Source organism: Amycolatopsis sp. lyj-109, assembly GCF_046548995.1.
Classification (GTDB): Bacteria; Actinomycetota; Actinomycetes; order Mycobacteriales; family Pseudonocardiaceae; genus Amycolatopsis.
This window is the reverse complement of the sequence record NZ_JAJPWR010000012.1, coordinates 58232-78322: the sequence shown is the minus strand read 5'-3', so window position 1 is coordinate 78322 and position 20091 is coordinate 58232. Positions and strand designations below refer to the sequence as shown.

Annotated in this window: 20 protein-coding genes; 9 read left to right on the top strand and 11 right to left on the bottom strand. The window is 71.7% G+C overall.

Annotated elements, in window-relative coordinates:
- The first annotated feature begins 90 nt into the window (after positions 1-90).
- The 3 genes from ACLJQF_RS26090 to ACLJQF_RS26080 are packed head-to-tail and all read left to right on the top strand — an operon-like array spanning position 91 to position 2731.
- Entirely contained in the window at positions 91-1065 is a 975-nt protein-coding gene (locus ACLJQF_RS26090) for an NAD(P)H-dependent flavin oxidoreductase (protein ID WP_410612377.1), read from the top strand.
- On the top strand, positions 1062-1874 hold the full coding sequence (locus ACLJQF_RS26085; protein WP_410612375.1) for an N-acyl homoserine lactonase family protein: 813 nt from the start codon (positions 1062-1064) through the stop codon (positions 1872-1874). Before ACLJQF_RS26090 ends, ACLJQF_RS26085 begins: the two co-directional genes overlap by 4 nt.
- The gene (locus ACLJQF_RS26080; RefSeq protein WP_410612373.1) at positions 1874-2731 is read left to right on the top strand and encodes an NAD(P)-dependent oxidoreductase; all 858 of its coding nucleotides are present in this window, start codon (positions 1874-1876) and stop codon (positions 2729-2731) included. Before ACLJQF_RS26085 ends, ACLJQF_RS26080 begins: the two co-directional genes overlap by 1 nt.
- Positions 2732-2777: 46 nt before the next feature.
- On the opposite strand, the gene ACLJQF_RS26075 is transcribed toward ACLJQF_RS26080, so the two are convergent.
- Entirely contained in the window at positions 2778-3467 is a 690-nt protein-coding gene (locus tag ACLJQF_RS26075) for a DUF6444 domain-containing protein (protein WP_410612372.1), read from the bottom strand.
- Positions 3468-3603: 136 nt separating this feature from the next.
- Here ACLJQF_RS26075 and ACLJQF_RS26070 point away from each other — a divergent pair, with 136 nt between their 5' ends.
- A complete protein-coding gene (locus ACLJQF_RS26070; protein WP_410612371.1) occupies positions 3604-4830 on the top strand; it encodes a DUF222 domain-containing protein in 1227 nt (408 codons plus the stop codon).
- Positions 4831-4854: 24 nt separating this feature from the next.
- Here the strand turns inward: ACLJQF_RS26070 and ACLJQF_RS26065 are convergent, their stop codons facing one another.
- The 8 genes from ACLJQF_RS26065 to ACLJQF_RS26030 form a co-directional block, all read right to left on the bottom strand.
- Entirely contained in the window at positions 4855-6276 is a 1422-nt protein-coding gene (locus tag ACLJQF_RS26065; protein WP_410612370.1) for an NAD-dependent succinate-semialdehyde dehydrogenase, read from the bottom strand.
- Positions 6273-8330: an acetate--CoA ligase family protein gene (locus tag ACLJQF_RS26060; protein WP_410612369.1), complete on the bottom strand. Its 2058-nt coding sequence runs from the start codon at positions 8328-8330 to the stop codon at positions 6273-6275. The genes ACLJQF_RS26065 and ACLJQF_RS26060 overlap by 4 nt, the downstream gene beginning before the upstream one ends.
- Complete coding sequence (locus ACLJQF_RS26055; RefSeq protein WP_410612367.1) at positions 8327-9469, bottom strand: acyl-CoA dehydrogenase family protein; 1143 nt, start codon at positions 9467-9469, stop codon at positions 8327-8329. The genes ACLJQF_RS26060 and ACLJQF_RS26055 overlap by 4 nt, the downstream gene beginning before the upstream one ends.
- Entirely contained in the window at positions 9466-10833 is a 1368-nt protein-coding gene (locus tag ACLJQF_RS26050; RefSeq protein WP_410612366.1) for an MmgE/PrpD family protein, read from the bottom strand. The genes ACLJQF_RS26055 and ACLJQF_RS26050 overlap by 4 nt, the downstream gene beginning before the upstream one ends.
- A gap of 79 nt (positions 10834-10912) precedes the next feature.
- Entirely contained in the window at positions 10913-11803 is an 891-nt protein-coding gene (locus ACLJQF_RS26045; RefSeq protein ID WP_410612364.1) for an acyl-CoA thioesterase, read from the bottom strand.
- Entirely contained in the window at positions 11800-12006 is a 207-nt protein-coding gene (locus ACLJQF_RS26040) for a hypothetical protein (protein ID WP_410612363.1), read from the bottom strand. Before ACLJQF_RS26040 ends, ACLJQF_RS26045 begins: the two co-directional genes overlap by 4 nt.
- Before the next feature lie 62 nt (positions 12007-12068).
- On the bottom strand, positions 12069-13193 hold the full coding sequence (locus ACLJQF_RS26035) for an amidohydrolase family protein (RefSeq protein ID WP_410612362.1): 1125 nt from the start codon (positions 13191-13193) through the stop codon (positions 12069-12071).
- Positions 13194-13310: 117 nt separating this feature from the next.
- Positions 13311-13907, bottom strand: coding sequence for a TetR/AcrR family transcriptional regulator (locus tag ACLJQF_RS26030; RefSeq protein WP_410612361.1), 597 nt, complete (start codon positions 13905-13907; stop codon positions 13311-13313).
- 154 nt (positions 13908-14061) lie between these two features.
- Between ACLJQF_RS26030 and ACLJQF_RS26025 the strand changes: the two genes are divergently transcribed.
- Entirely contained in the window at positions 14062-15204 is a 1143-nt protein-coding gene (locus tag ACLJQF_RS26025; protein ID WP_410612360.1) for an acyl-CoA dehydrogenase family protein, read from the top strand.
- Positions 15205-15292: 88 nt separating this feature from the next.
- On the opposite strand, the gene ACLJQF_RS26020 is transcribed toward ACLJQF_RS26025, so the two are convergent.
- Both ACLJQF_RS26020 and ACLJQF_RS26015 read right to left on the bottom strand, forming a co-directional pair.
- Positions 15293-16477 carry an amidohydrolase family protein gene (locus ACLJQF_RS26020; RefSeq protein ID WP_410612359.1) on the bottom strand — a complete coding sequence of 395 codons (1185 nt, stop codon included), beginning with the start codon at positions 16475-16477 and terminating at the stop codon, positions 15293-15295.
- A 50-nt stretch (positions 16478-16527) separates the two neighbouring features.
- Positions 16528-17103, bottom strand: a complete 576-nt coding sequence (locus ACLJQF_RS26015; RefSeq protein ID WP_410612357.1) for a TetR family transcriptional regulator — start codon at positions 17101-17103, stop codon at positions 16528-16530.
- A 105-nt stretch (positions 17104-17208) separates the two neighbouring features.
- Between ACLJQF_RS26015 and ACLJQF_RS26010 the strand changes: the two genes are divergently transcribed.
- From ACLJQF_RS26010 to ACLJQF_RS25995, 4 genes are read left to right on the top strand one after another with little or no spacing between them, the layout of a single operon-like run.
- The gene (locus ACLJQF_RS26010; RefSeq protein ID WP_410612356.1) at positions 17209-17625 is read left to right on the top strand and encodes a Zn-ribbon domain-containing OB-fold protein; all 417 of its coding nucleotides are present in this window, start codon (positions 17209-17211) and stop codon (positions 17623-17625) included.
- Positions 17622-18773, top strand: a complete 1152-nt coding sequence (locus tag ACLJQF_RS26005) for a thiolase family protein (protein ID WP_410612354.1) — start codon at positions 17622-17624, stop codon at positions 18771-18773. The genes ACLJQF_RS26010 and ACLJQF_RS26005 overlap by 4 nt, the downstream gene beginning before the upstream one ends.
- Positions 18774-18797: 24 nt before the next feature.
- Positions 18798-19559 (top strand): 3-hydroxyacyl-CoA dehydrogenase, encoded by a 762-nt coding sequence (locus ACLJQF_RS26000; RefSeq protein WP_410612353.1) that lies wholly within the window; start codon positions 18798-18800, stop codon positions 19557-19559.
- Entirely contained in the window at positions 19556-20068 is a 513-nt protein-coding gene (locus tag ACLJQF_RS25995) for a DoxX family protein (protein WP_410612351.1), read from the top strand. Before ACLJQF_RS26000 ends, ACLJQF_RS25995 begins: the two co-directional genes overlap by 4 nt.
- The last annotated feature ends 23 nt before the right edge of the window (positions 20069-20091 follow it).

Below are 20091 nucleotides of genomic sequence, written 5' to 3'. Positions count from 1 at the left end.
TCGGCGAGTATCAGGTAGATTGTAGCAATCAGATTAACTATCTAACTGATAAGATCCGACCGTGGCCGTGCCGACTCCGGGAGACAGACGATGATCCAGACGCGCTTCACCGAAGTCTTCGGCGTCCGGCACCCGATCGTGCAGGGCGGGATGCAGTGGGTGGGCACGGCGCCGCTCGTCGCCGCCGTCGCGAACGCCGGGGCCCTGGGGCTGATCACCGCGCTGACCCAGCCCAGCCCCGAGGAACTGCTCCGCGAGATCGGCCGCTGCCGCGACCTGACCGATCAGCCGTTCGGCGTCAACCTGACGATCCTGCCGAGCATCAAGCCGCCGCCCTACGCCGAGTACCGCGCGGCCATCGTCGAGTCCGGGGTGCCGATCGTGGAGACCGCCGGGTCCAACCCGGAACCGCACCTGCCGCACTTCCACGAGGCCGGGATCAAGGTACTGCACAAGTGCACCAGCGTCCGGCACGCGGTCAAGGCGCAGGCCGTCGGCGTCGACGGCGTCAGCATCGACGGCTTCGAGTGCGCCGGGCACCCCGGCGAGGACGACATCCCCGGCCTGGTGCTGATCCCGGCCACCGTCCGCCGCCTCGCCATCCCGGTGATCGCCTCGGGCGGCTTCGCCGACGGCCGTGGGCTGGTCGCCGCGCTGGCTCTGGGCGCGGACGGCGTCAACATGGGCACGCGCTTCCTGTGCACGGTCGAGGCGCCGGTGCACGAGCGGGTCAAACAGGCCATTGTGGACGGTGACGAGCGGAACACCGAGCTGATCTTCCGCCCGCTGCGCAACACCGCACGGGTGGCGCGCAACAAGGTCAGCGTCGACGTCGTGCGGATGCTGGCCGAGGGTGCGCAGTTCGCCGACATCCGCGACCTGGTCGCCGGGGTGCGCGGCCGCGAAGTGTTCCGGACCGGCGACCTGGACGCCGGGATCTGGACGGCGGGCTGTGCCCAGGGACTCATCGACGACGTCCCCACCGTCGGCGAGCTGGTCGGCCGCATCGTCGACGAAGCCGAAAAGCTGATGGAGGCGGGACTGCCCGCCCTGATCTCGCGATGAGCCCGGGCTTCCGCGTGTTCGCCATCCGCTACGCCCACCGCGACGACGTGGCGGCCGCCGAGGTGTTCCACCACGCCACGCCCGCCGACGAGCCGCGGGCGATGGCCTACTACATCTGGCTGATCACCGGCCCGGCGGGGACGTTCCTGGTGGACACCGGCTTCGGGTGTGAGGTGGCCCGGAAACGCGACCGGGAAGACTGTCTGCGCGGGGACCCGCTCGACGCGGTGCGCGCGCTGGGCGCCGACCCCGAAACGCTGACCGACGTGCTGCTCACGCACCTGCACTTCGACCACTGCGGCGAGCTGCACCGGTTCCTCCGGGCCCGGTTCTGGCTGCAGCGGCGGGAACTGGCGTTCTGGACGGGCCCCGGGGCGAGCCGCCCGTCGTTCCGCCGGGTCGTGATGAGCGAGGACATCACCGACGTGGTCGCGCTGAACCTCGACGGCCGGGTGCGCTGGGTCGACGGGGACGTCGAGGTCGCGCCCGGGCTGTCCCTGCACCTGGTCGGCGGGCACACCGCCGGGATGCAGGTGGTGCGGGTGGAGACCGCGCACGGCGTGGTCGTGCTCGCGTCCGATGCCGCCCACTACTACGTCAACCTCGAAACCGACCGGCCCTATTCGGCCCTGGATTCGGTGAGCGGCGCGCACACCGCGTTCGACCGGCTGCGCGAGCTGGCCGGACCGGCGGGCCACATCGTGCCCGGCCACGATCCCGAGGTCCTGCGGCGCTACCCCGTGGCCGGGCCCTACCTCGACGACGTGGCCGTCGAGCTGACCCCTGTCGAGCGTGAGGAGCAGCCATGATGAGTACCGCGGTGATCGGCCTGGGCACCATGGGCGGGGCGGTGGCGGAACGGCTGCTTTCCTGCGGTTTCCCGGTGCTCGTCCACGACATCGATCCGGCGGCCGTCGCCCGGCTCGTCGAGCTGGGGGCCACCGCATGCGACCCGGCCGGCGCCGGAGCCGCGGACGTGATCATCACCAGCCTGCCCAACGACCGCATCGTCCGCGACGCGGTGATCGGCAGCGGCGTCCTGAAGAGCTGGGCGGGCCGCGTCCTGGTCGAGCTGAGCACCACCCTGCCCGACACGGTGAAAGCGGTCGCCGACGCGGCTCGGCCGCACCAGATCCTGGTCGTCGACTGCCCGGTCAGCGGCGGCCCGGGCGAAGCCCTCTCCGGCAAGCTCGTCCAGCTCGTCGGGGCCGACGACGACGCCCTGGAGCGGGCCCGGCCGGTGCTGGCCGCCCTCGGCTCGATCGAGCACGTCGGCGCGGTCGGCCACGGCAAGACGGTGAAGCTGCTCAACAACCTGATGGCCATGGGCAGCATCGTGGTCGCCGCGGAGGCGTTCACCCTCGGCGTCCGGCTCGGCCTGGACCGCCACGAGCTGTTCGACGTGCTCAGCCGCTCGGGCGGCCGCTCGTTCCACTTCCTCAAACGCTGGCCGTACGCCCTGGCCGACGACTACCACGCCCGGTTCGCGGTGGCGCTGGGCGAGAAGGACATCCGGCTCGGGCTGGAACTGGCCCACCAGAGCGACTACGTGATGCCGGCGGCGAGCATCGTGCACCAGATCTTCGAGATGGCCCGCGCCAAGGGCCTCGGGAACGAGGACGTCGTCGCCGTGCTCAAGGTCTACCAGGACTGGGCCGGGCTGTAGGGGCGACGGTCGCTTCGATTTTTGTCGTAACTGTTCGTTCATCGCCTCACCGCCACGCTGAGGATGCGGCAGGTAGGCGGTGAGGTGTGGTGTGCAGCCACCAGTTTCTTTCCTTCGACTCGGATGCCGGTCTCGTCGAAGTGTGCCACCGGCGCTGCCCGCAACGCGTCTTCGACCCGCTCGGCGAACTCCTCGAGGTTGGTGGCGACCGGGTGAGAGCACCGGCGGCCCAGCCGGTTGACACCGGCAGCCCCAGCAGGTCCGCCAGCAGCTGCGCGGTCCGCGCGACCGGGATGATGTGGCGGCATCCGCGGCACCGCAGCCGGTGCAGGCGATGCTCGGTCACCGGCGGGCGCACCGGCGGCAGATCCACGACCTGCCGCCGGATCACCCCTGCACGGTCGGTGCGGTGCAGGCCCGTGCCGCATCCCGAGCACACCGACGGTGCGTGGTCGAAGATGGTGTCCGGGTTCTCCACCAGGGACAGGTTCGCTCCGGGTTGCTTGCCCTGCTTACGTCCGGATTTGCCCCGCAGTGACTTGGGGGCGGGTTTGCCGAACCGGTCCGAGGATGGTGGCATTGAGGAGTTACCCGAGTTCGTGCCCAGCCGGCGCTTGAGCGCGGCCACTTCGGCCCGCAGCGCGGTGATCTCCTCCCGTGCACGCGCGAGCTCCACCGCCTGCGCCGCGACCAGCGCGGCTGGCTCGCCATACGACGGACGAACACCGTCCCCCACAACAAGATTCTCCCACCGGCCAGCTCCCAGCCGGAAAACGACCTGAACAGTTACTTTCTGTCTGATGTGGACAGAGGACCCTGATCCACCTGATCGTGTGATGGTGTTCGAACACGTGTTCGCGTAGCTTGGGGGTATGGCCGAGACCGAGCAGACCGCAGCGTGGCAGCTCTCCGACGGGGAGCTCGCCTCGATGCTGTGTGCCACCGAGAAACGCCTGCGAATCGAGTACGCCCGGCATCTGGAGCTGGTGGCCGAGGCCGACCGGCGCGGCCTCGGCCCGTCGAACGGCTGCCGGGACACCGCCGCGTTCCTGGTGGGGAACCTGCGGGTGTCGTGGCAGGAAGCCCGTGCCCGGGTCGCGATCGCCACCTCCGGTCGTTCGCTGGTGGGGGCCGCGCTCGCCGCGGGCGAGATCACCGCCGAACACGCCGCGGAGATCGACGCGGTGCTGGCCAAGGCCCCGGACGCGCTCGAGACGCAGCAGCTTGCCGAAGACGAGGCAACCCTGGTGTCCCTTGCCCGGCAAGCAATCCCGTCGACCGTGCGCAAAGCCGGACAGCGCCTGCTTGCCTACTGGGATCCGGATCGCCGGGAACCGAAGGACCGCGAGGAGGAGCTGGCGCGGCCGAAGCGGGAGTTCCGCTACCACTGGACGCGTGACGGACGCCTGCGGTTCTCCGGTGAGTTCGACTCCGAAGCCGGGCGCCTCGCCGAGGATCTCTTCGTGCCGCTGGCGAAACCGGAGCCGAAGGACGAGCACGGTGACCCGGACGCCCGCACCACCGCCGAACGCCAGGGCGACGCCGTCGCGGCGATCTTCGAACTGGCCGCACGAGCCGAGGACCTGCCGTTGCGGGCCGGCGAACGCGCCGTCGCGACGGTGACGGTCCAGCTGGAAGATCTGCGGCGCGAGGCAGGGCCGGTGCTGCTGGACAACGGCGACACGATGACCACGTCGCAGCTGCGGCGGCTGCTGTGCGACGCCAAGATCTACCCGGCGGTGCTGGGCGGCGACGGTCAAGTCCTCGACCTCGGCCGTGCCGCGCGCACCGCGACTCCGGCGCAGCGCCGGGCGTTGGCGATCCGGGACAAGGGATGCACCCGGCCCGGCTGCGACCGCGGTCCGAAGTGGACAACGCCACACCACATCGTTTTCTGGGCAACGCAGGGCGGCGAGACGAACCTCGACGATCTCGCACTCGTCTGCGAACGGTGCCATCACCTGATCCACCACGGCGGCTGGGACATCCGGCTCCACGAGGGAGTGGTCTATTGGATTCCGCCCGCCTGGCAGGACCCGCAGCGAAGACCCGTGCGCAACAAGGCCCACGACCCGCCACGCTTCCAGGCCGCGGCCTGAGGCCGGGGTTTCGATGCCGGCCGGTCAGCTGCGGCTCACGTACTTGAGCCGCTGGAAGCCGCGCAGGCCCTCCGCCCCGCCCTCGGTGCCGACGCCGCTGAGGTGGAACCCGCCGAACGGGGTTTCCGGCAGGGAGGGCCGCCAGCTGTTGACCGCCACCGACCCGGCCTCCAGCTCACGCGTGATGTGCGCCGCCGCGCGCGAGTCGCCGGTCCATGCGTACGACGCCAGGCCGTACGGCAGCCGGTTCGCTTCCGCCAGGGCCTCGTCCAGGTCGTCGAACGGCGTCACGGTCTTCAGCGGCCCGAACGGCTCGACCGTACCGGCGAGCGAATCCGGCGGCACGGACGTCAGCACGGTCGGCGCGAAGAACCACCCGCTGTCGCCGATCCGCTCGCCGCCGGTCTCCACGACAGCGCCGCGGGCGCGCGCGTCGGCCGTCATTTCGGTCAGTGCCCGCAGCCGCCGCTCGGTCGCCACCGGTCCCATCTGGACACCGTCGGCCCGCCCGTCGCCGACCTTGCGGTCGCGGACCGCGTCGACGAACGCGGCCAGGAACCGGTCGTACACGTCGGCGTGGACGAGGAACCGGGTCGGCGAGGTGCACACCTGACCGGAGTTGCGGTAGCACGCCGGCACGGCCGACCGCGCCACCGACTCGACGTCGGCGTCGGCGAGCACCAGGACCGGCGCGTGGCCGCCGAGCTCCATGGTCATCCGCGTCATCGACGGGGCGCCCAGCGTCCGCAGCTCCGCGCCGACGGCGGTCGAGCCGGTGAAGGTGACCGCCTGCACGACCGGCGACGTCACCAGGTGGTGCCCGATCATCGGCGGGTCACCGAACACCACGTTGAGCACGCCGCCGGGGAGCCCGGCCTCCTCCAGCGCCGCGGCCATCATCAGCGCCGCCGTCGGGGTTTCCTCGGCCGGTTTGAGGATCATCGAGCACCCCGCGGCCAGCGCGCCGCCGATCTTGCGTGACGGCGTCACCGCCGGCGCGTTCCACGGCGCGAACGCGGCCACCACGCCGACCGGTTCGAGCACGGTGTGCTGCACGGTGTCCGGATCCCGGGCCGGGATGACCCGGCCGTACGAGCGGCGAGCCTCTTCGGCCGCCCATTCGAGGTGCTCGGCGGCCAGGAGGACCTCGGCCCGCGACTCGCCCAGCGGCTTGCCCAGTTCGAGGGTGATGACCATGGCCAGGTCGCCGGCCCGGTCGCGGATCAGCCGGGCGCCGTCCCGCAGCACCCGGCCGCGCTCGAGCGGGGAGGTCCGGCGCCAGCCGGGGAACGCCCGGCGCGCGGCGTCCAGGGCCTCGTCGAGGTCCGCGGCGGTGGCGACCGGCAGCTCGGTGAGGGTTTCGCCGGTCGCCGGGTTCTCGACCGGGCGGGTATCGGTCCCGGACCCCCGGGTCCAGCGGCCGTCGATGAGCATCCGGGGGATCATTCCGCGTCTCCCTTTGTCGACCCGTCGCGCAACCGGACGACGGCGTCGAGCGCGACGACGCCTTCGCCGTCCGGGCGGACGAGCACGGGGTTGATCTCGGCCTCGGCGACGTCACCGCGCGCGGCCAGCTCCGACACGGCCACGACCAGCCGGGCCAGCGCGCCGAGGTCACCGCGAGGGGCGCCGCGATGGCCCCGCAGGGCCGCGATGCCCTTCACCTCGCCGAGCAGGCGGTGCGCGGTGGCGAGGTCCACCGGGGCCGGACGCAGGCTGCGGTCGGCGTAGATCTCGGTGAGCACCCCGCCCGCGGCGACCAGCACGAGCGGGCCGACGTCCGGGTCTTCGCGGTAGCCGACGAGCACCTCGCCGAGGCCGGCCTCCATCGACTGCACCAGCACCTCCGAGATCTCGACCCCGCCTCGCGCCGCGACATCGGCGCGAATCCGTGCCGACGCCTCGCGGACCCCTTCGGGCGTGTCCACCGCCAGGACCACGCCGCCGACGTCACTCTTGTGCCCGAGCGAAGCGGACAACGCCTTGACCGCGACCGGGAACCGCAGGTCCTCCGCGTCCGCGCTGTCCACCGGGAGCACCCGATGGGGCGCGGCCTCGACGCCCACGTCGGCCAGCACGGCGTACGACTCGGCCTCGTCGAGCGGGTGTACCGGCCCGGGGCCGCCGGGCGCGGGCGGTGACACGCTGCGGGGGGCCTGGCGGGCGAACGCCGCGGCGATCGCGTCGGCGCAGGACTCGGGCGTGCGGAAGGCGGGGACACCGGCCGCGGCGAGCATCGCGAGTGCCTCCGGGGCGTGGGGCACCAGGAAGGCGGCCAGGCCGGGGCGGTGGGCGCGGTCGACGATCGGGCGCACCGCGATCTCGGGCTCGAACCGGGCCGAGGATCCGACCACGGCGACGACCAGGTCGAACTCACCGCAGGACAGCAGCACGTCCAAGGCGGCCGACATGACTTCGTTTCGGGTGCCCGCGAGGGTGAGGTCGACGATCACGCCCGGCGCGGCGGGAGCACCGGCCGCGGCGAGCCGGTCCAGGGTGGCCGGCGTGGGCCCGGCCACGTCGATGCCCAGCACACCCAGCTGGTCGACGACCATCGCGGCGCCGCCACCGGTCGTCGTCACCACGCCGACCCGCGCGCCGCCCGGCACCGGTGTGCGCGCGAGCAGCGGGAGTCCTTCGAGCAGCCCGTCGAGGGTGTGAGCGCGGGCGATGCCGCAGTCGGCGAGGAAGGCCGCGGCCACGTCGTCCTCGCCCGCCAGGGACCCGGTGTGGGAGACGGCCAGCTCGGCCGCGGCGCGGGAGCGGCCCAGTTTGTAGGCCAGCACCGGCTTTCCGTGGGCCGCGGCGGCCCGGGCGAAGGTGCGCAGGCCCTCGGCGTGGCGGAGGTTTTCCAGGAACAGCAGGAACCCGGTGACGTCCGGGTCGGCGACGGCCGTGCCGCAGATCTCGCCGATCCCCAGGTCGGCTTCGCCGCCGACCGACACCAGGTGCGAACACGCGGCACCGCGGGACAGCAGCGCGCCGATGAGACTGCCGGAGTGCGAGGCGACGAAGATCCCGCCCGGCTTCAGGTCCGGATCGGCGAACGCGGCGTTGGCGGTGAGCGTCAGGCCGGTGCGGGTGTTGACCAGGCCGAGGCTGCTCGGCCCCACGACCCGGGTGCCGGACGCCCGGGCGACGGCCGCCAGCTCCCGCTGCCGCGCGGCGCCCTCCGGCCCGGCTTCGGCGAAGCCGCCGGACAGGACGGTCACCACCGGCACGCCGAGCTTGCCGCACTGCCGGACGGCGTCGATCGTGGCCGCCGCCGGGGTCATGAGGAATGCGTGCTCGGGCACCTCGGGCAGGGCGCCGAGCGACGGGAAAGCCGGCTCGCCGTCGATCTCGGTGACCCGGGTGTTGACCGGGTAGACGGCGCCGGCGAACCCGCTGCGCCGCAGAAACCGCAGCGGCCGCGATGACGCCTTCGCGGGATCCGCGGAAGCGCCGACCAGCGCCACGCTGCGGGGCCTGAACAGCGCGGCGGCGAGATCGGCCGTCATTTCGGCGCCCGCTGGCTGAACCGGCGACCCAGCACACCCTCGGCGATCCGGTTGCGCAGGACTTCGAGGGAGCCACCGGCGATCATCCAGCCCCGCGTGCGGCGGAAGCAGTACTCGACCAGGGTCTCCGTGCTGTAACCCATCGCGCCCATCACCTGCATGGCCTGGTCGGCGGCCTGGAAACCCGCCTGGTTGGCCGCCAGCTTGGCGACCGACGTCTCGTAGGCCGACGGCAGGCCGTCGCCGGCCGCGGCCCGCTCCAGCAGGAGGTCCGCGCCGTCCAGGGCCACGGCCACGTCGGCGAACTTCCACTGGACGCCCTGGAAGTCGGCCAGTGTGCGGCCGAACTGCTCGCGCTGGAGCACGTGGTCGCGAGCGATACCGAACGCCAGCCTGCCCAGGGCGAGCGAGCGCGCGGCATTGCCGAGCCGCTCGACGTTGAACCCGCTGATCTGCTTCTTGAAGCCGCCGGGTCCCAATAGGACGTTCTCCGCGGGGATCCGGCAGTTCTCGAAGTACAGCGGCGCCCACTGCTCACCGCTCATGTATTCCGACGGGTTGCCGATCTCCAGCCCGGGAGTCCCGCGTTCGACCAGCACCGAGCCGATGCCGCCGACGCCGGGTCCGAAGCGGACGTAGACGAGGAACACGTTCGCCTCGACGCTGTGGGTGGACCAGAGCTTGGTGCCGTTGACGACGTACCCGTCGCCGTCCGGCTCGGCGCTCGTGGTCAGGTCGGTGACCGCGGACCCGGCCTCCGGCTCGCTCATCGCCAGGCCCAGCAGCGTCTTGCCGGCCAGGAACCCGGGCAGGAAGCGGGCTTTCTGGTCGTCGTCGGCGTACTCGGCGAAGGTCCGCAACGCCCCGAAGTTGCCGGCCTGCACGACGTCGGCGCTCTTCGGGCAGACGAGGCCGACCTCCCGGATGGCCGTCACGGCGTCGAGCAGGGTGGCGCCCTGGCCGCCGTCACGTTCCGGCACGGTCAACCCGAGCAGGCCTTGCCGCGCCAGCAGCTCCGCGACGTCCCACGGGTACCCGGGGGCGTGCGCCCGTTCGAGCGCGCCCGCCGCCAGCCGGTCGTGGGCGAAGGCGCGGACCGACTCGGCGAACGCCGTCCGGTCCTCGGTGCTGGTGGTCATCGGGGCTTTCCTTCCTCGTCCGACAGTTCGGACATGACGGCGGCGATGTCGTCGAACGCCCACACGGCGGCGGCCACCCCGGCCGCGCGCCCGGCGCCCAGGACCGGATCGGCGAGCAGCCGGAATTTCGCCGTGAGTTCTTCGTCGTCCAGCGGCCGGCTCGGTTCGCCGCGCGGCTGGGCGACCTCGCGGCACAGCGACGGCTGACCGGCGCGGTGCACGGTGACGCGGGCCGGGCGCTCGGCCGGGTACCGGGCGTCGAACTCGGCGCAGGCGACGACCTCGACCCGGGCCGCGAGGGCGGCCACCGCCGGGGACGCCCGGTGGGCCTCGTCGAACTGCGGCAGGCCGGCCTGCCCGTCGAGCAGGGCCACCGCCACCGCATAGGGCAGGCTCATCTGAGCGTCGATGAAGCTGCCGAACGTCGTGTGCGCGTGGGCCGCGGCGACGGAGTAGGTCTCGACGCGCACCGCCGTCACCGCGGCGAAGTCGTGTTCGGTCCGCAGGTCCAGCAGGGCGTCGATCGCCCCGTGCAGGTGCCGGCAGCACGGGTGGACCTTGACGTAGGTGTACCGCAGCGCCCACCGCTCGCCGAGCCCGTCGAGCAGCTCGGCGGGGCGCCACGCGCCGCGGGCGAACGCGGGGAAGTAGCCGTTGGTGCCTTCGAGCACCGTCGCCGGACCGTTGACGCCCAGCTGGGCGAAGTGGGCGGACAGCAGGCCGTCGCGGGCCGCCTTGCCGGCGTGCAGCCGCTTGACCTCGGCGCCGCTGCCCAGGAACTCGAACAGCCCGCCCGCATGGGAGCCCGCGACCCCCAGGGCCGAGACCACGTCGGCCCGATCCAGGCCGAGCACCACCGACACCCCGGCCGCGGCGCCCAGCACCCCGGCCAGCGCGGTGTTGTGGAACCCGGCCTCCCGGGTCGCCGGGTGGGCGGCGCGGGCCAGCCGGCAGGTCACCTCCACGGCGGTCGCGACGGCACGCAGCACGGTGTCCGCCGGGGCACCGGTGCTCTCGGCCGCCGCCAGGACGGCCGGGATCGTCGGCGCGCTCGGGTGCACCGAGCCCGGGGTGTAGCCGTCGTCGATGTCCAGTGCGTGCGCGGCGGTGCCGTTGGCCAGCGCGGCCCCGGCGGCCGACGCGCGACCCCCGCCGACGACGTGAGCGTGATCCCCGGGGTACATCCGGGTGACGAGGTCGCGGACCGCGGCCGCCACCGGCGTCGCCGAGCCGGCGATCGTGGCCGCGAGACAGTCCAGCACGAGCCTTCTGGCCTGATGGGCGACTGTGGCGTCCAGCGTGGCCCGCTGCATGCCGTGGACCCACTCGGCGAGCCGCGCCGTCGCGCCGGAACCGTCATGCACTCGGAGACCGCCCTCGACTGGAGGAGTAATAGTCAATTCATCTAACTATATCCGAGAGCATGTCCGACCGGAAGGGCGGCTACTGAGGACGGACGCGCACGAGTCCTTCCTGGACCGCGCTGGCCACGTGCCGCCCGGCGCGGTCGAAGAAGTGCCCGCGCGCCAGTCCCCGGCCGCCGGCGGCGGTCGGGGACTCCTGGTCGAACAGCAGCCAGTCGTCCACCCGGAACGGGCGGTGGAACCAGACCGCGTGATCCAGGCTGGCCATGGCGACCCGGCCGTCGTCCGCGCCGAAAGCCTCCAGCCGGTGCGCATAGGTGACGCCGCTGAGCAGGGTCAGGTCGCTGGCGTAGGTCAGCAGGCAGGCGTGCAGCAGCGGATCGTCGCCGAGGCCGTCGGCCGCCCGCAACCAGACCTGAGTGGTGCGTTCCGGATCCGTCCCGGCCCGCCAGCCGTCCTCGCCGACCCGGCGCAGGTCGAACGGGAGGATGTTGCGCGGGGTGTCCCGGCCCGCCAGCAGGAACGCTTCACGCGGGGTGGGCAGCGATTCCGGCGGCGGGGCGGCCGGCATCGCCTCCTGGTGGGCGAGGCCTGGTTCGTCGCCGTGGAAGCTCGCCGACATCGTGAAGATCGTCTCGCCGTGCTGCAGCGCGTCCACCCGGCGGGTGGTGAACGACCGGCCGTCCCGGATCCGGTGGACCCGATAGACGATCGGGGTCGCGGGCCGGCCGGGCCGCACGAAATAGCCGTGCAGACTGTGCACCGGCCGATCCCGGGCGACCGTGCGGCCCGCGGCCACCAGCGCCTGCCCGGCGACCTGGCCGCCGAACACCCGTTGGGTGGCCTTCCGCGGGCTTCGCCCGCGGAAGAGGTCCACCTCGAGGTGTTCCAGATCCAGGATTTCGCCGACCAGCTCGAGCAGCGCGGCCCGCGCGGGATCGTGCACCGGCCGGACGGGTGCGCCGGTCACGGGAGCGAGCCGGTGTGCTCGCGGGCGAGCCGCAGCCCTTCGGTGCGGCTGGGCGCGGTCACCTCCCACCGCTCGCACGAACACGCGCACACGTAGGTGCCGTCGTCCCGCGGGATCACGGACTGGGCCACGCAATGGCCGGTTTTCTCGGCCACCTCGTGCAGGAACTCGGTGGGGGAGTCGTACAGGACGGTGTCATTCAAGACGGTGTCATTCAGGACGGTGTCATGCAAAGCAGTGTCGTCACTCACGTCGTCACTCCCCGTCAGACCGCTGCGGGCAGCGGCGGCACGTCGGGGAACAGCTCGGTGAAGGCGCCGACGGTGATGCGATGCCGGACCTCCGGGTCCACTCCGTCGAACAGGTGGTGCAGCGTGTCCTGAGTGTGCCCGTAGGTGCCTTCCATGTGCGGGTAGTCGCTGCCCCACATGACGTTCCGGTACCCCATCGCGGTGCACGCGGCGATCGCCGACTCGTCGTGCTGGAACGAGGCGTACACCTGCGAGTAGATGATCTCCTTCGGCGACCGCTTGAGCTTCGGCCGCACCGCCATCGCGTGCTGGCGGTACCCCTCCTCCATCCGGTCGGCCACGAACGGCACCCAGGTGGCGCCGCCCTCGGACACCAGGACCCGCAGGTCCGGGTGGCGGTCGAGGGCGCCGGAGGCGACCAGCTTCATCACGGCGCGCTGACCACCGAAGGTCGTCTCGGTGTAGTTCAGCACCGCACCGCCGGGCCCTCGGTAGACCACTCCGGACGCACCGCCCTTGGACAGGTCGATGGGGTCGGTGCCGATGTGGAACGCGAGCACCATGTTCGCCCGCTCGGCGGCCGTCCAGAACGGCTCCCACACGTCCTGGTTGTAGTCCTTCTGCAGCGGGTGCGGCGCCACCGGGAGGTAGACCGCGCGGTAGCCCATTTCGGCGACGCGCTCCAGCTCCGCCACCGCGTCGCCGATGTCCAGGGTGGACACCTGCGCGGTGGTGACCAGCCGCGGGGAGAAGTCCTCGATCGCGTCCCACGCCCAGTCGTTGCTGACCCGGAGCGCTTCCCGCAGGACCTCGGGGGTGCGGAACGACGAGCTCCACATGCCCAGCGACGGGAAGACCAGTTCCGCCCAGACGCCCTCGTTGTCCAGGTCGACCATGCGCTTGGCGAGGTCACGGGCGCCCGGCGCCCGGTGCGTCGCCTCGAGGAACTCCTTGTTGCGGCCGGTCGGCAGCTTGCGGCGGAAGGACATGCCGTCGATGTGCACGGTTTCCCACTCGCCGTCGGGGTCCTTCTCGGCGCGCGGGACGAGCTCGGCCAGCCGCGCCGGCAGGTTCTCCCGCCAGAGTTCCTCGGGCTCGAGGAAGTGCGAGTCACCGGAGTTCGCCCAGATCTTCTCCATCGGAAATCCTTCTTCCCGGGGTCGCGGCATCCGGTAGCGGCGCCCGACGAGTGAAAATGACGTTTTCAGTAGAGTCCTTGAACGCCAGGCTGTCAACACCCGGGTGATGACGACTCGTCAGGAGATGGCGGGCGCCTTCGCGCCGAGGGCGCGCAGCGCGAAGCCGGTCAGCAACTCGGCCGTCTCGTTCGGAGCGGCCGGGGCGGTCCCGGCGATCTGCTCGTCGAAGGCGTGCTGGATCGCGGCGCGGATCCAGCCGGCGTCCGAGGCCGGCCGGGTCAGCGGGAACGAGCCGTCGACTCGCCCGCGTTCGAGGATGTGGACCAGTTCGTCCTGCACGAGCGCGTGGTAGCGCTGACGCTCGGCGAGGTACCCCTTCGCGCGGGCGATCTCCTCGGAGGACATGACCAGCACGCGCTGGCGCCGGCGCGGATCGGCCGTAATCCGCAGCATGGCCTGCACGAAGGCAAGGAGCGCGGCGGCGGGGGGTTCGGCGGCCGCGGCGCGGCGCAGGCGGGCGGCCACCCGGTCGGAGTCCTGCCGGAACAACGCGAGCAGCAGCTCGTCCTTCGAGTCGAAGTGGCGGTAGAACGCGCGGGTGCCCAGCCCGGCGGACCGCAGGACCTCGCTCACCGACAGGCTGGTGCCGCCCGTGGCCGCCAGGGTGCGGTACGCGGCGTCGATGATCCGGTCACGTTCCGGCAGCTGGTCCACGTCACCTCTTTTCTCGTTGCACTCCGGCCACAGCGTAGAGCAGGCGCGCGCCGGCCGCCGCTGTCGACCTTGACATCCGCCGTTATAGTTTAATTAGCTAACTGAATATCCCGACGGCATCGGCTGAGCAGGCCGGGACGAGGAGTCGGCCGAGATGCGCCGCACCATATTCACCGAAGATCACGAGCTGTTCCGACGATCCGCGAGGACGTACTTCGAGAAGGAGTGCGTGCCGTTCGTCGACGAGTGGGAGGCGGCCGGCAAAGTCAGCCGCGAGGCCTGGCTGAAGGCCGGCGAGCAGGGCCTGCTCGGCTGGGAGGTGCCCGAAGAGTACGGCGGCTCCGGGGTTGCGGACTTCCGGTTCAACGCGATCGTCACCGAGGAGTACTGGGCGAGCGGCGCGGTGGGCATCGGGCTCGGCCTGCAGAACGACATCATGGCGCCGTACCTGATCACCTTGACGACGCCGGAACAGCGGCGGCGATGGCTGCCCGGGTTCTGCTCCGGGGAGATCATCACCGCCATCGCGATGTCGGAGCCGGGTGCCGGGTCCGACGTGCGCAGCCTGCGCACGACCGCCCGCCGCGACGGCGACCACTACGTGATCAACGGGACGAAGACGTTCATCTCGAACGGGCTGCTGGCCGACTTCGTCCTGGTCGCGTGCAAGACCGACCCGGCGGCCGGGCACCGCGGCATCAGCCTCGTCGCGGTGGAGTCCGGGACTCCCGGATTCTCCCGGGGCCGCAAGCTCGACAAGATCGGGCAGCGCTCGGCCGACACCGCGGAGCTGGTCTTCACCGATGTCCGGGTGCCGGTCGAAAACCTCATCGGCGAGGAGAACCGCGGTTTCTACCACCTGATGCAGAACCTGCCCAAGGAACGGCTCGGGATCGCGGTGCACGCCGTCGCGAGCGCGCGGCGGGCCTACGAGATCACCCTCGCCTACGCCGGCGACCGGGAGGCGTTCGGCCAGCCGATCGGGAAGTTCCAGGTCAACCGGCACGCGCTCGCCGAGATGCGGACCAAGATCGACGTCATGGGCACCTACCTCGACCAGTGCATCCTCGCCGCGAACGCGGGTGAGCTGACCGCGGAGGAGGCCGCCGGCGCGAAGTGGTGGACCACCGAGACGCAGTGGGAGATCCTCGACCGCTGCCTCCAGCTGCACGGCGGATACGGCTACGTCAACGAGTACGAGATCGCCCGCCTGTGGCGCGACGCCCGGGTGCAACGGCTCTACGGCGGGACCACGGAGATCATGAAGGACCTGATCGGCCGCTCACTGGGGATGTGAGCTCCCGCGAGTCGGTCTGCCGCGGCTCGTCGTGAGTGGTAATTAGGGTTAGAACCCTAATTACCACTCACGACAACCCGCACCGAGATCAGTCGACCAGGACCGAGAGGGCGTTGTCCCGCAGGAACTTCCGGCGGTTCTCGTCGCCGAGGCCGCTGAGCCGGTCGTAGAAGTCGGCCGGCTCGGCCAGGCCTTCCGCGTGCGGCCAGTCCGAGCCCATCACGAGCGAGTCCGCGGTGCCCAGCCGGTCGACGAGGCCCACGATGTCGTCCTCCGGATACGGCACCACCTTGACGTGCTTGTGGAAGATCCGGCTCGGGCGCTCGGGCAGCTGCCCGCCGAGCCAGATGCCGTTGCGGCCCATGCCGCGGCTCTTGTCCATGTGCTTCAGGAAGTGCGGCACCCACTCCGCCCCGAACTCGCTCACCACGAGCTGGATGTCCGGGAACCGGCCGAAGAGGTTGTCGAAGATCAGCGCCGACAGCGTGTCGGTGATCGGCCGCTCGCCGTAGGTGTTCTGCCACTGCCAGGCCGAGAACTGGAACGGCGGCACGAGCCCCCAGCCCCACTGCGACGCCACATTGGACTGGTAGTGGAACTCGGAGATGTGGAAGGCCACGCGTGCCTTGGCCTCGTTGATCCGCGACCAGATCGGGTCGAAGTACGGGTCGCCGGGGGAGCGGCCGTAGGCCGGCCCGGCGGGCAGCAGGACGAACCGGGCGCCGGCGGCGAGCACCGTGTCCAGCTCGGCCACGGCCCGGTCGAGGTCGCGCAGGGACAGCATCGCCGGCGCGTAGATCCGGTCCTTGTAGTTGAAGCCCCAGTCCTCGTCGATCCAGCGGTTGAACGAATGCAGGTTGTCGTAGAGCGGGTCGATCCCGTCCAGGTACGCCTCGGCCATCAGCGCCCAACCGCCCGGGTACATGAGCCCGCGTTCGATCTGCTGCTCGTCCATCTTGGCCAGCCGGGCGTCGTGCCGGAGGTACTCGTCCTTGATGTCCTCGAAGAAGCGCTCGGAATCGGACTGCTCGCCCTGCGACCGCTGCCGCAGCATCTCGGCCAGTGAACCCGGCACGTACGCCTTGTCGAGGTCGTTCTCCAGCGCGTTGACGATCTTGTGGTTGGCGAGCAGGACCTTCTTGCCGGACGCCAGCCGCACCGTCTGGATCGCGGAGTCCTTCTTGGCCTCCGGCATGAACCGCGTGAAGCAGTCCTCGGTCTCGTAGGAATGGGTGTCGAAGTCGATCATCTGGTAGGGCAGCTTGTCGGCCATCGTCGGTCTCCTTGTCTTCTCGGTCAGCAGGTTCAGCAGGTTCAGCAGGTTCAGCAGGTGAGGTCGGCGCAGTGCGCGAACGCCCGCCGGGTCAGGTGGGCGATCGAGCCGCCGCTGTGGTGGCCGGCCCGAAGCGCGCTGGTGAGGCAGGACACCGCGATCGCCGCGGCCAGCGTCTGGCCGAGGTCCGGCCGCCCGAGGCCGGCTTCGCGCGCCAGCTGGGCCGCGACCTCGCGTTCCCAGCGCAGCCGGAGCCGGAGGCTGCGGGACTCCAGTGCCGGCGTGGTCATGACGAGGTGGGTCAGCCGCTGGCCGCTGGTGGCCGGACCGGCGACCGAGCTGTGGGCGAACCGGCACACCGGTTCGGCGAGCGCGGCCACCGTGCGGCGGCGGTCGCGCCGCTGTGCCACCAGGGCGACCAGCGCGCCCGCCGACGCGTCCTCCCCGCTGAAGAGCACGTCCTCCTTGGCCCGGAAGTACCGGAAGAACGTCGCGCTGGAGATCCCGGCCCGGACGGCGATCTGCTCCACGGTGGTGTGGTCGTAACCGTGCCGTTCGAACAGCTCGAGCGCGGCCGCCTCGACGTCGGCCGCGGTCCGCAGCCGGTTCCGCTCCCGCAGTGTCATGGCTGCGATGCTATGTCGGGCTGAGAGAGTCTCACAAGAGCATCGGCTAAATTATCTAACTAATAGATATGGATAGATGAATCAACGACTGCTAGCATCGGCCGCATGACGACGCAGGTGGCCGTCGCGGACGGCCTGTTCACGTGGCCCTCCGGCGAACCCAGGCTGATCGCATCCCGCGCGGACGACGGTGTCCTGTCGTTCCCCGCCCGTCCCGGTGAGGAGCAGTACCTGCTCGGCCGGCGCGGCACGCTCTGGGCGTTCACGACCCAGCAGTTCCGGCCGCCTTCGCCGCCGTACGACGGCAATGACACCGACGAAACGTTCCAGCCGTACGCGCTGGGGTACGTCGAGCTGCCCGGCGAGCTGCTGGTGCAAGCGCGGTTCACCGAGTCCGATCCGGCGAAGCTGCGGATCGGGCAGCCGATGGAGCTGCGGATAGTCCCGTACACCACCCGGGAAGACGGCACCGAGGTGCTCACCTACGCGTTCGCGCCGGTTCCGGACGAGGTGGCGTCGTGAGCGCGCCGGACGTGGCGATCGTCGGTGTCGGCCTGCATCCGTTCGGCAGGCACGGCGACAAGCAAGCGCTGCAGATGGGCGCCGAGGCCGCCCGGGCGGCGCTGGCCGACGCCGGCACCGAGTGGTCCCGGGTCCGGGAGGCGTACGTCGGCAGCTACGAGGTGTCGAACCCCGACGCGATCGTCGGCCTGCTGGGGCTCACCGGCATCCCGGTGCGCGGCGTCTTCAACGGCTGCGCCACCGGGGGCACGTCACTGCAGGCGGCCGCGGCAGCCATCCGGCACGGCGAGGCCGACGTCGCGATGGCGATCGGGATGGACAAGCACCCGCGCGGCGCGTTCGCCGCCGACCCCGCGGTGGCCGGGCTGCCCGCCTGGTACGGCCGGACCGGGCTGTTCCTCACCACCCACTTCTTCGGCACGAAGATCGGCAAGTACCTGCACGACCACGGTGTGTCGGTCGAAAGCCTGGCCAAGATCGCCGCCAAGAACCTGCGCAACGGCTCGATCACCCCGCACGCCTGGCGCCAGAAGCCGCTGTCCGAGCGCGAGATCCTCGACGCTCCCGTGGTGAACCACCCCCTGACGCGGTACATGTACTGCGGGCCGGACGAAGGCGCCGCGGCCGTCGTGCTGTGCCGGGGTGACCTCGCCCGGGAGTTCACGTCGTCGCCGGTGTACGTGCGTGCCTCGGAACTGCGGTCCCGGCGGTTCGGCGCCTTCGAGCTGCAGAGCCCGTCGCTGCCGCTGACCAGCGCGCCGAGCCCCACGGTCGACGCGTCCCGGGCCGCCTACGAGGTCGCGGGCATCGGCCCGGACGACGTGCGGGTCGCCCAGCTGCAGGACACCGACGCCGGTTCCGAACTGATCCACCTGGCGGAGAACGGGTTCTGCGCCGACGGCGAGCAGGAGCGCTGGCTGGCCGAGGGCGCCACCGAAATCGGCGGCAGGCTGCCGGTGAACACCGACGGCGGCCTCATCGCCCACGGCGAGCCGATCGGCGCCTCCGGCCTCCGCCAGATCTACGAAATCGTGCTCCAGCTGCAGGGCCGCGCCGGCGCCCGCCAGGTCGGCGGCGACCCGCGGGTCGGCTACACCCACCTCTACGGCGCGCCCGGCGCGTCCGCCGTGACGATCCTGTCCCGCTAGCTCCGCAGACGAAAGGTGACGGCAATGGATATCCGTGACGGGGTCGCCGTGGTGACCGGCGGAGCGTCCGGGCTCGGCCTGGCGACCACCCAGGCCCTCCTCGGCGCGGGTGCGCGCGTGGTGATCCTCGACCTGCCCGGCTCGGACGGCGAGCAGGTGGCCGCCGGGCTCGGGGCCGACGTCCGGTTCGCCCCCGCCGACGTCCGGGATCCCGAGCAGGTCGCGGCCGCCCTCGACGTCGCGGACTCGCTCGGTGCGCTGCGCGTGGCGGTCAACTGCGCGGGCACCGGCAACGCCGTCCGCATCCTCGGCCGGGGCGGGGTGTTCCCGCTGCCGGAGTTCACGAAGATCGTCGAGATCAACCTGATCGGCACCTTCAACGTGATCCGGCTGGCCGCCGAACGCATGGCGAAACAGGAACTTTCGGGCGAGGAGCGCGGCGTGGTGGTCAACACCGCGTCGGTGGCGGCCTTCGACGGGCAGATCGGCCAGGCGGCCTACTCCGCGTCGAAGGCCGGCGTCGCGGGCATGACCCTGCCGATCGCGCGGGACCTGGCCGGGCAGCAGATCCGGGTGGTCACCATCGCGCCGGGGCTGTTCGACACCCCGCCGATGGCGGCCGCGCCCGAGGAGTTGCGCGCTGCGCTGGGCAAGCAGGTGCCGCACCCGTCCCGGCTCGGCGATCCGGCCGAGTTCGCCGCCCTGGTCGCCCACGTCGTGGCCAACCCGATGCTCAACGGCGAAGTGATCCGGCTCGACGGCGCGATCCGGATGAGCCCGCGATGACCGCGGCGGACACCGCGGCGTTGCTCGTCCGGCTGGTGGTCGGGGCGACGATGGCCGCGCACGGGTACAACCACCTCTGGGGCGGCGGCGGGGTCGACGGCACCGCCCGCTGGTTCGCCTCGCTCGGCATGCGCCCGGCCCGGCTGCACGCGGTGCTCAGCGGGGCCGGCGAGCTGGCCGCGGGCGCGGCGCTCGCCGCCGGCTTCCTGACGCCGCTCGCCGCCGCGTTCGTGGTCGGCACGATGGCGGTCGCCGGGATCACCGCCCACCGGGCCAACGGGTTCTTCGTGTTCAAGGACGGCTACGAGTACGTCCTGATGATCGCGGTGATCTGCGCGGCACTCGCGCTCACCGGGCCGGGCGGGTTCTCGCTGGACCACGCCCTCGGCTGGGACGGCGCGTTGTCGGGCGGGGCCGGGCTGGCGGTCGCCGCCGGCGGGGGCGTGCTCGGTGCCGCGGCGCTGCTCGCCGCGACCTGGCGGCCCGCACGGATCGAAGCAGGACAGTGACGACCAAAGACGTGACGATCAAG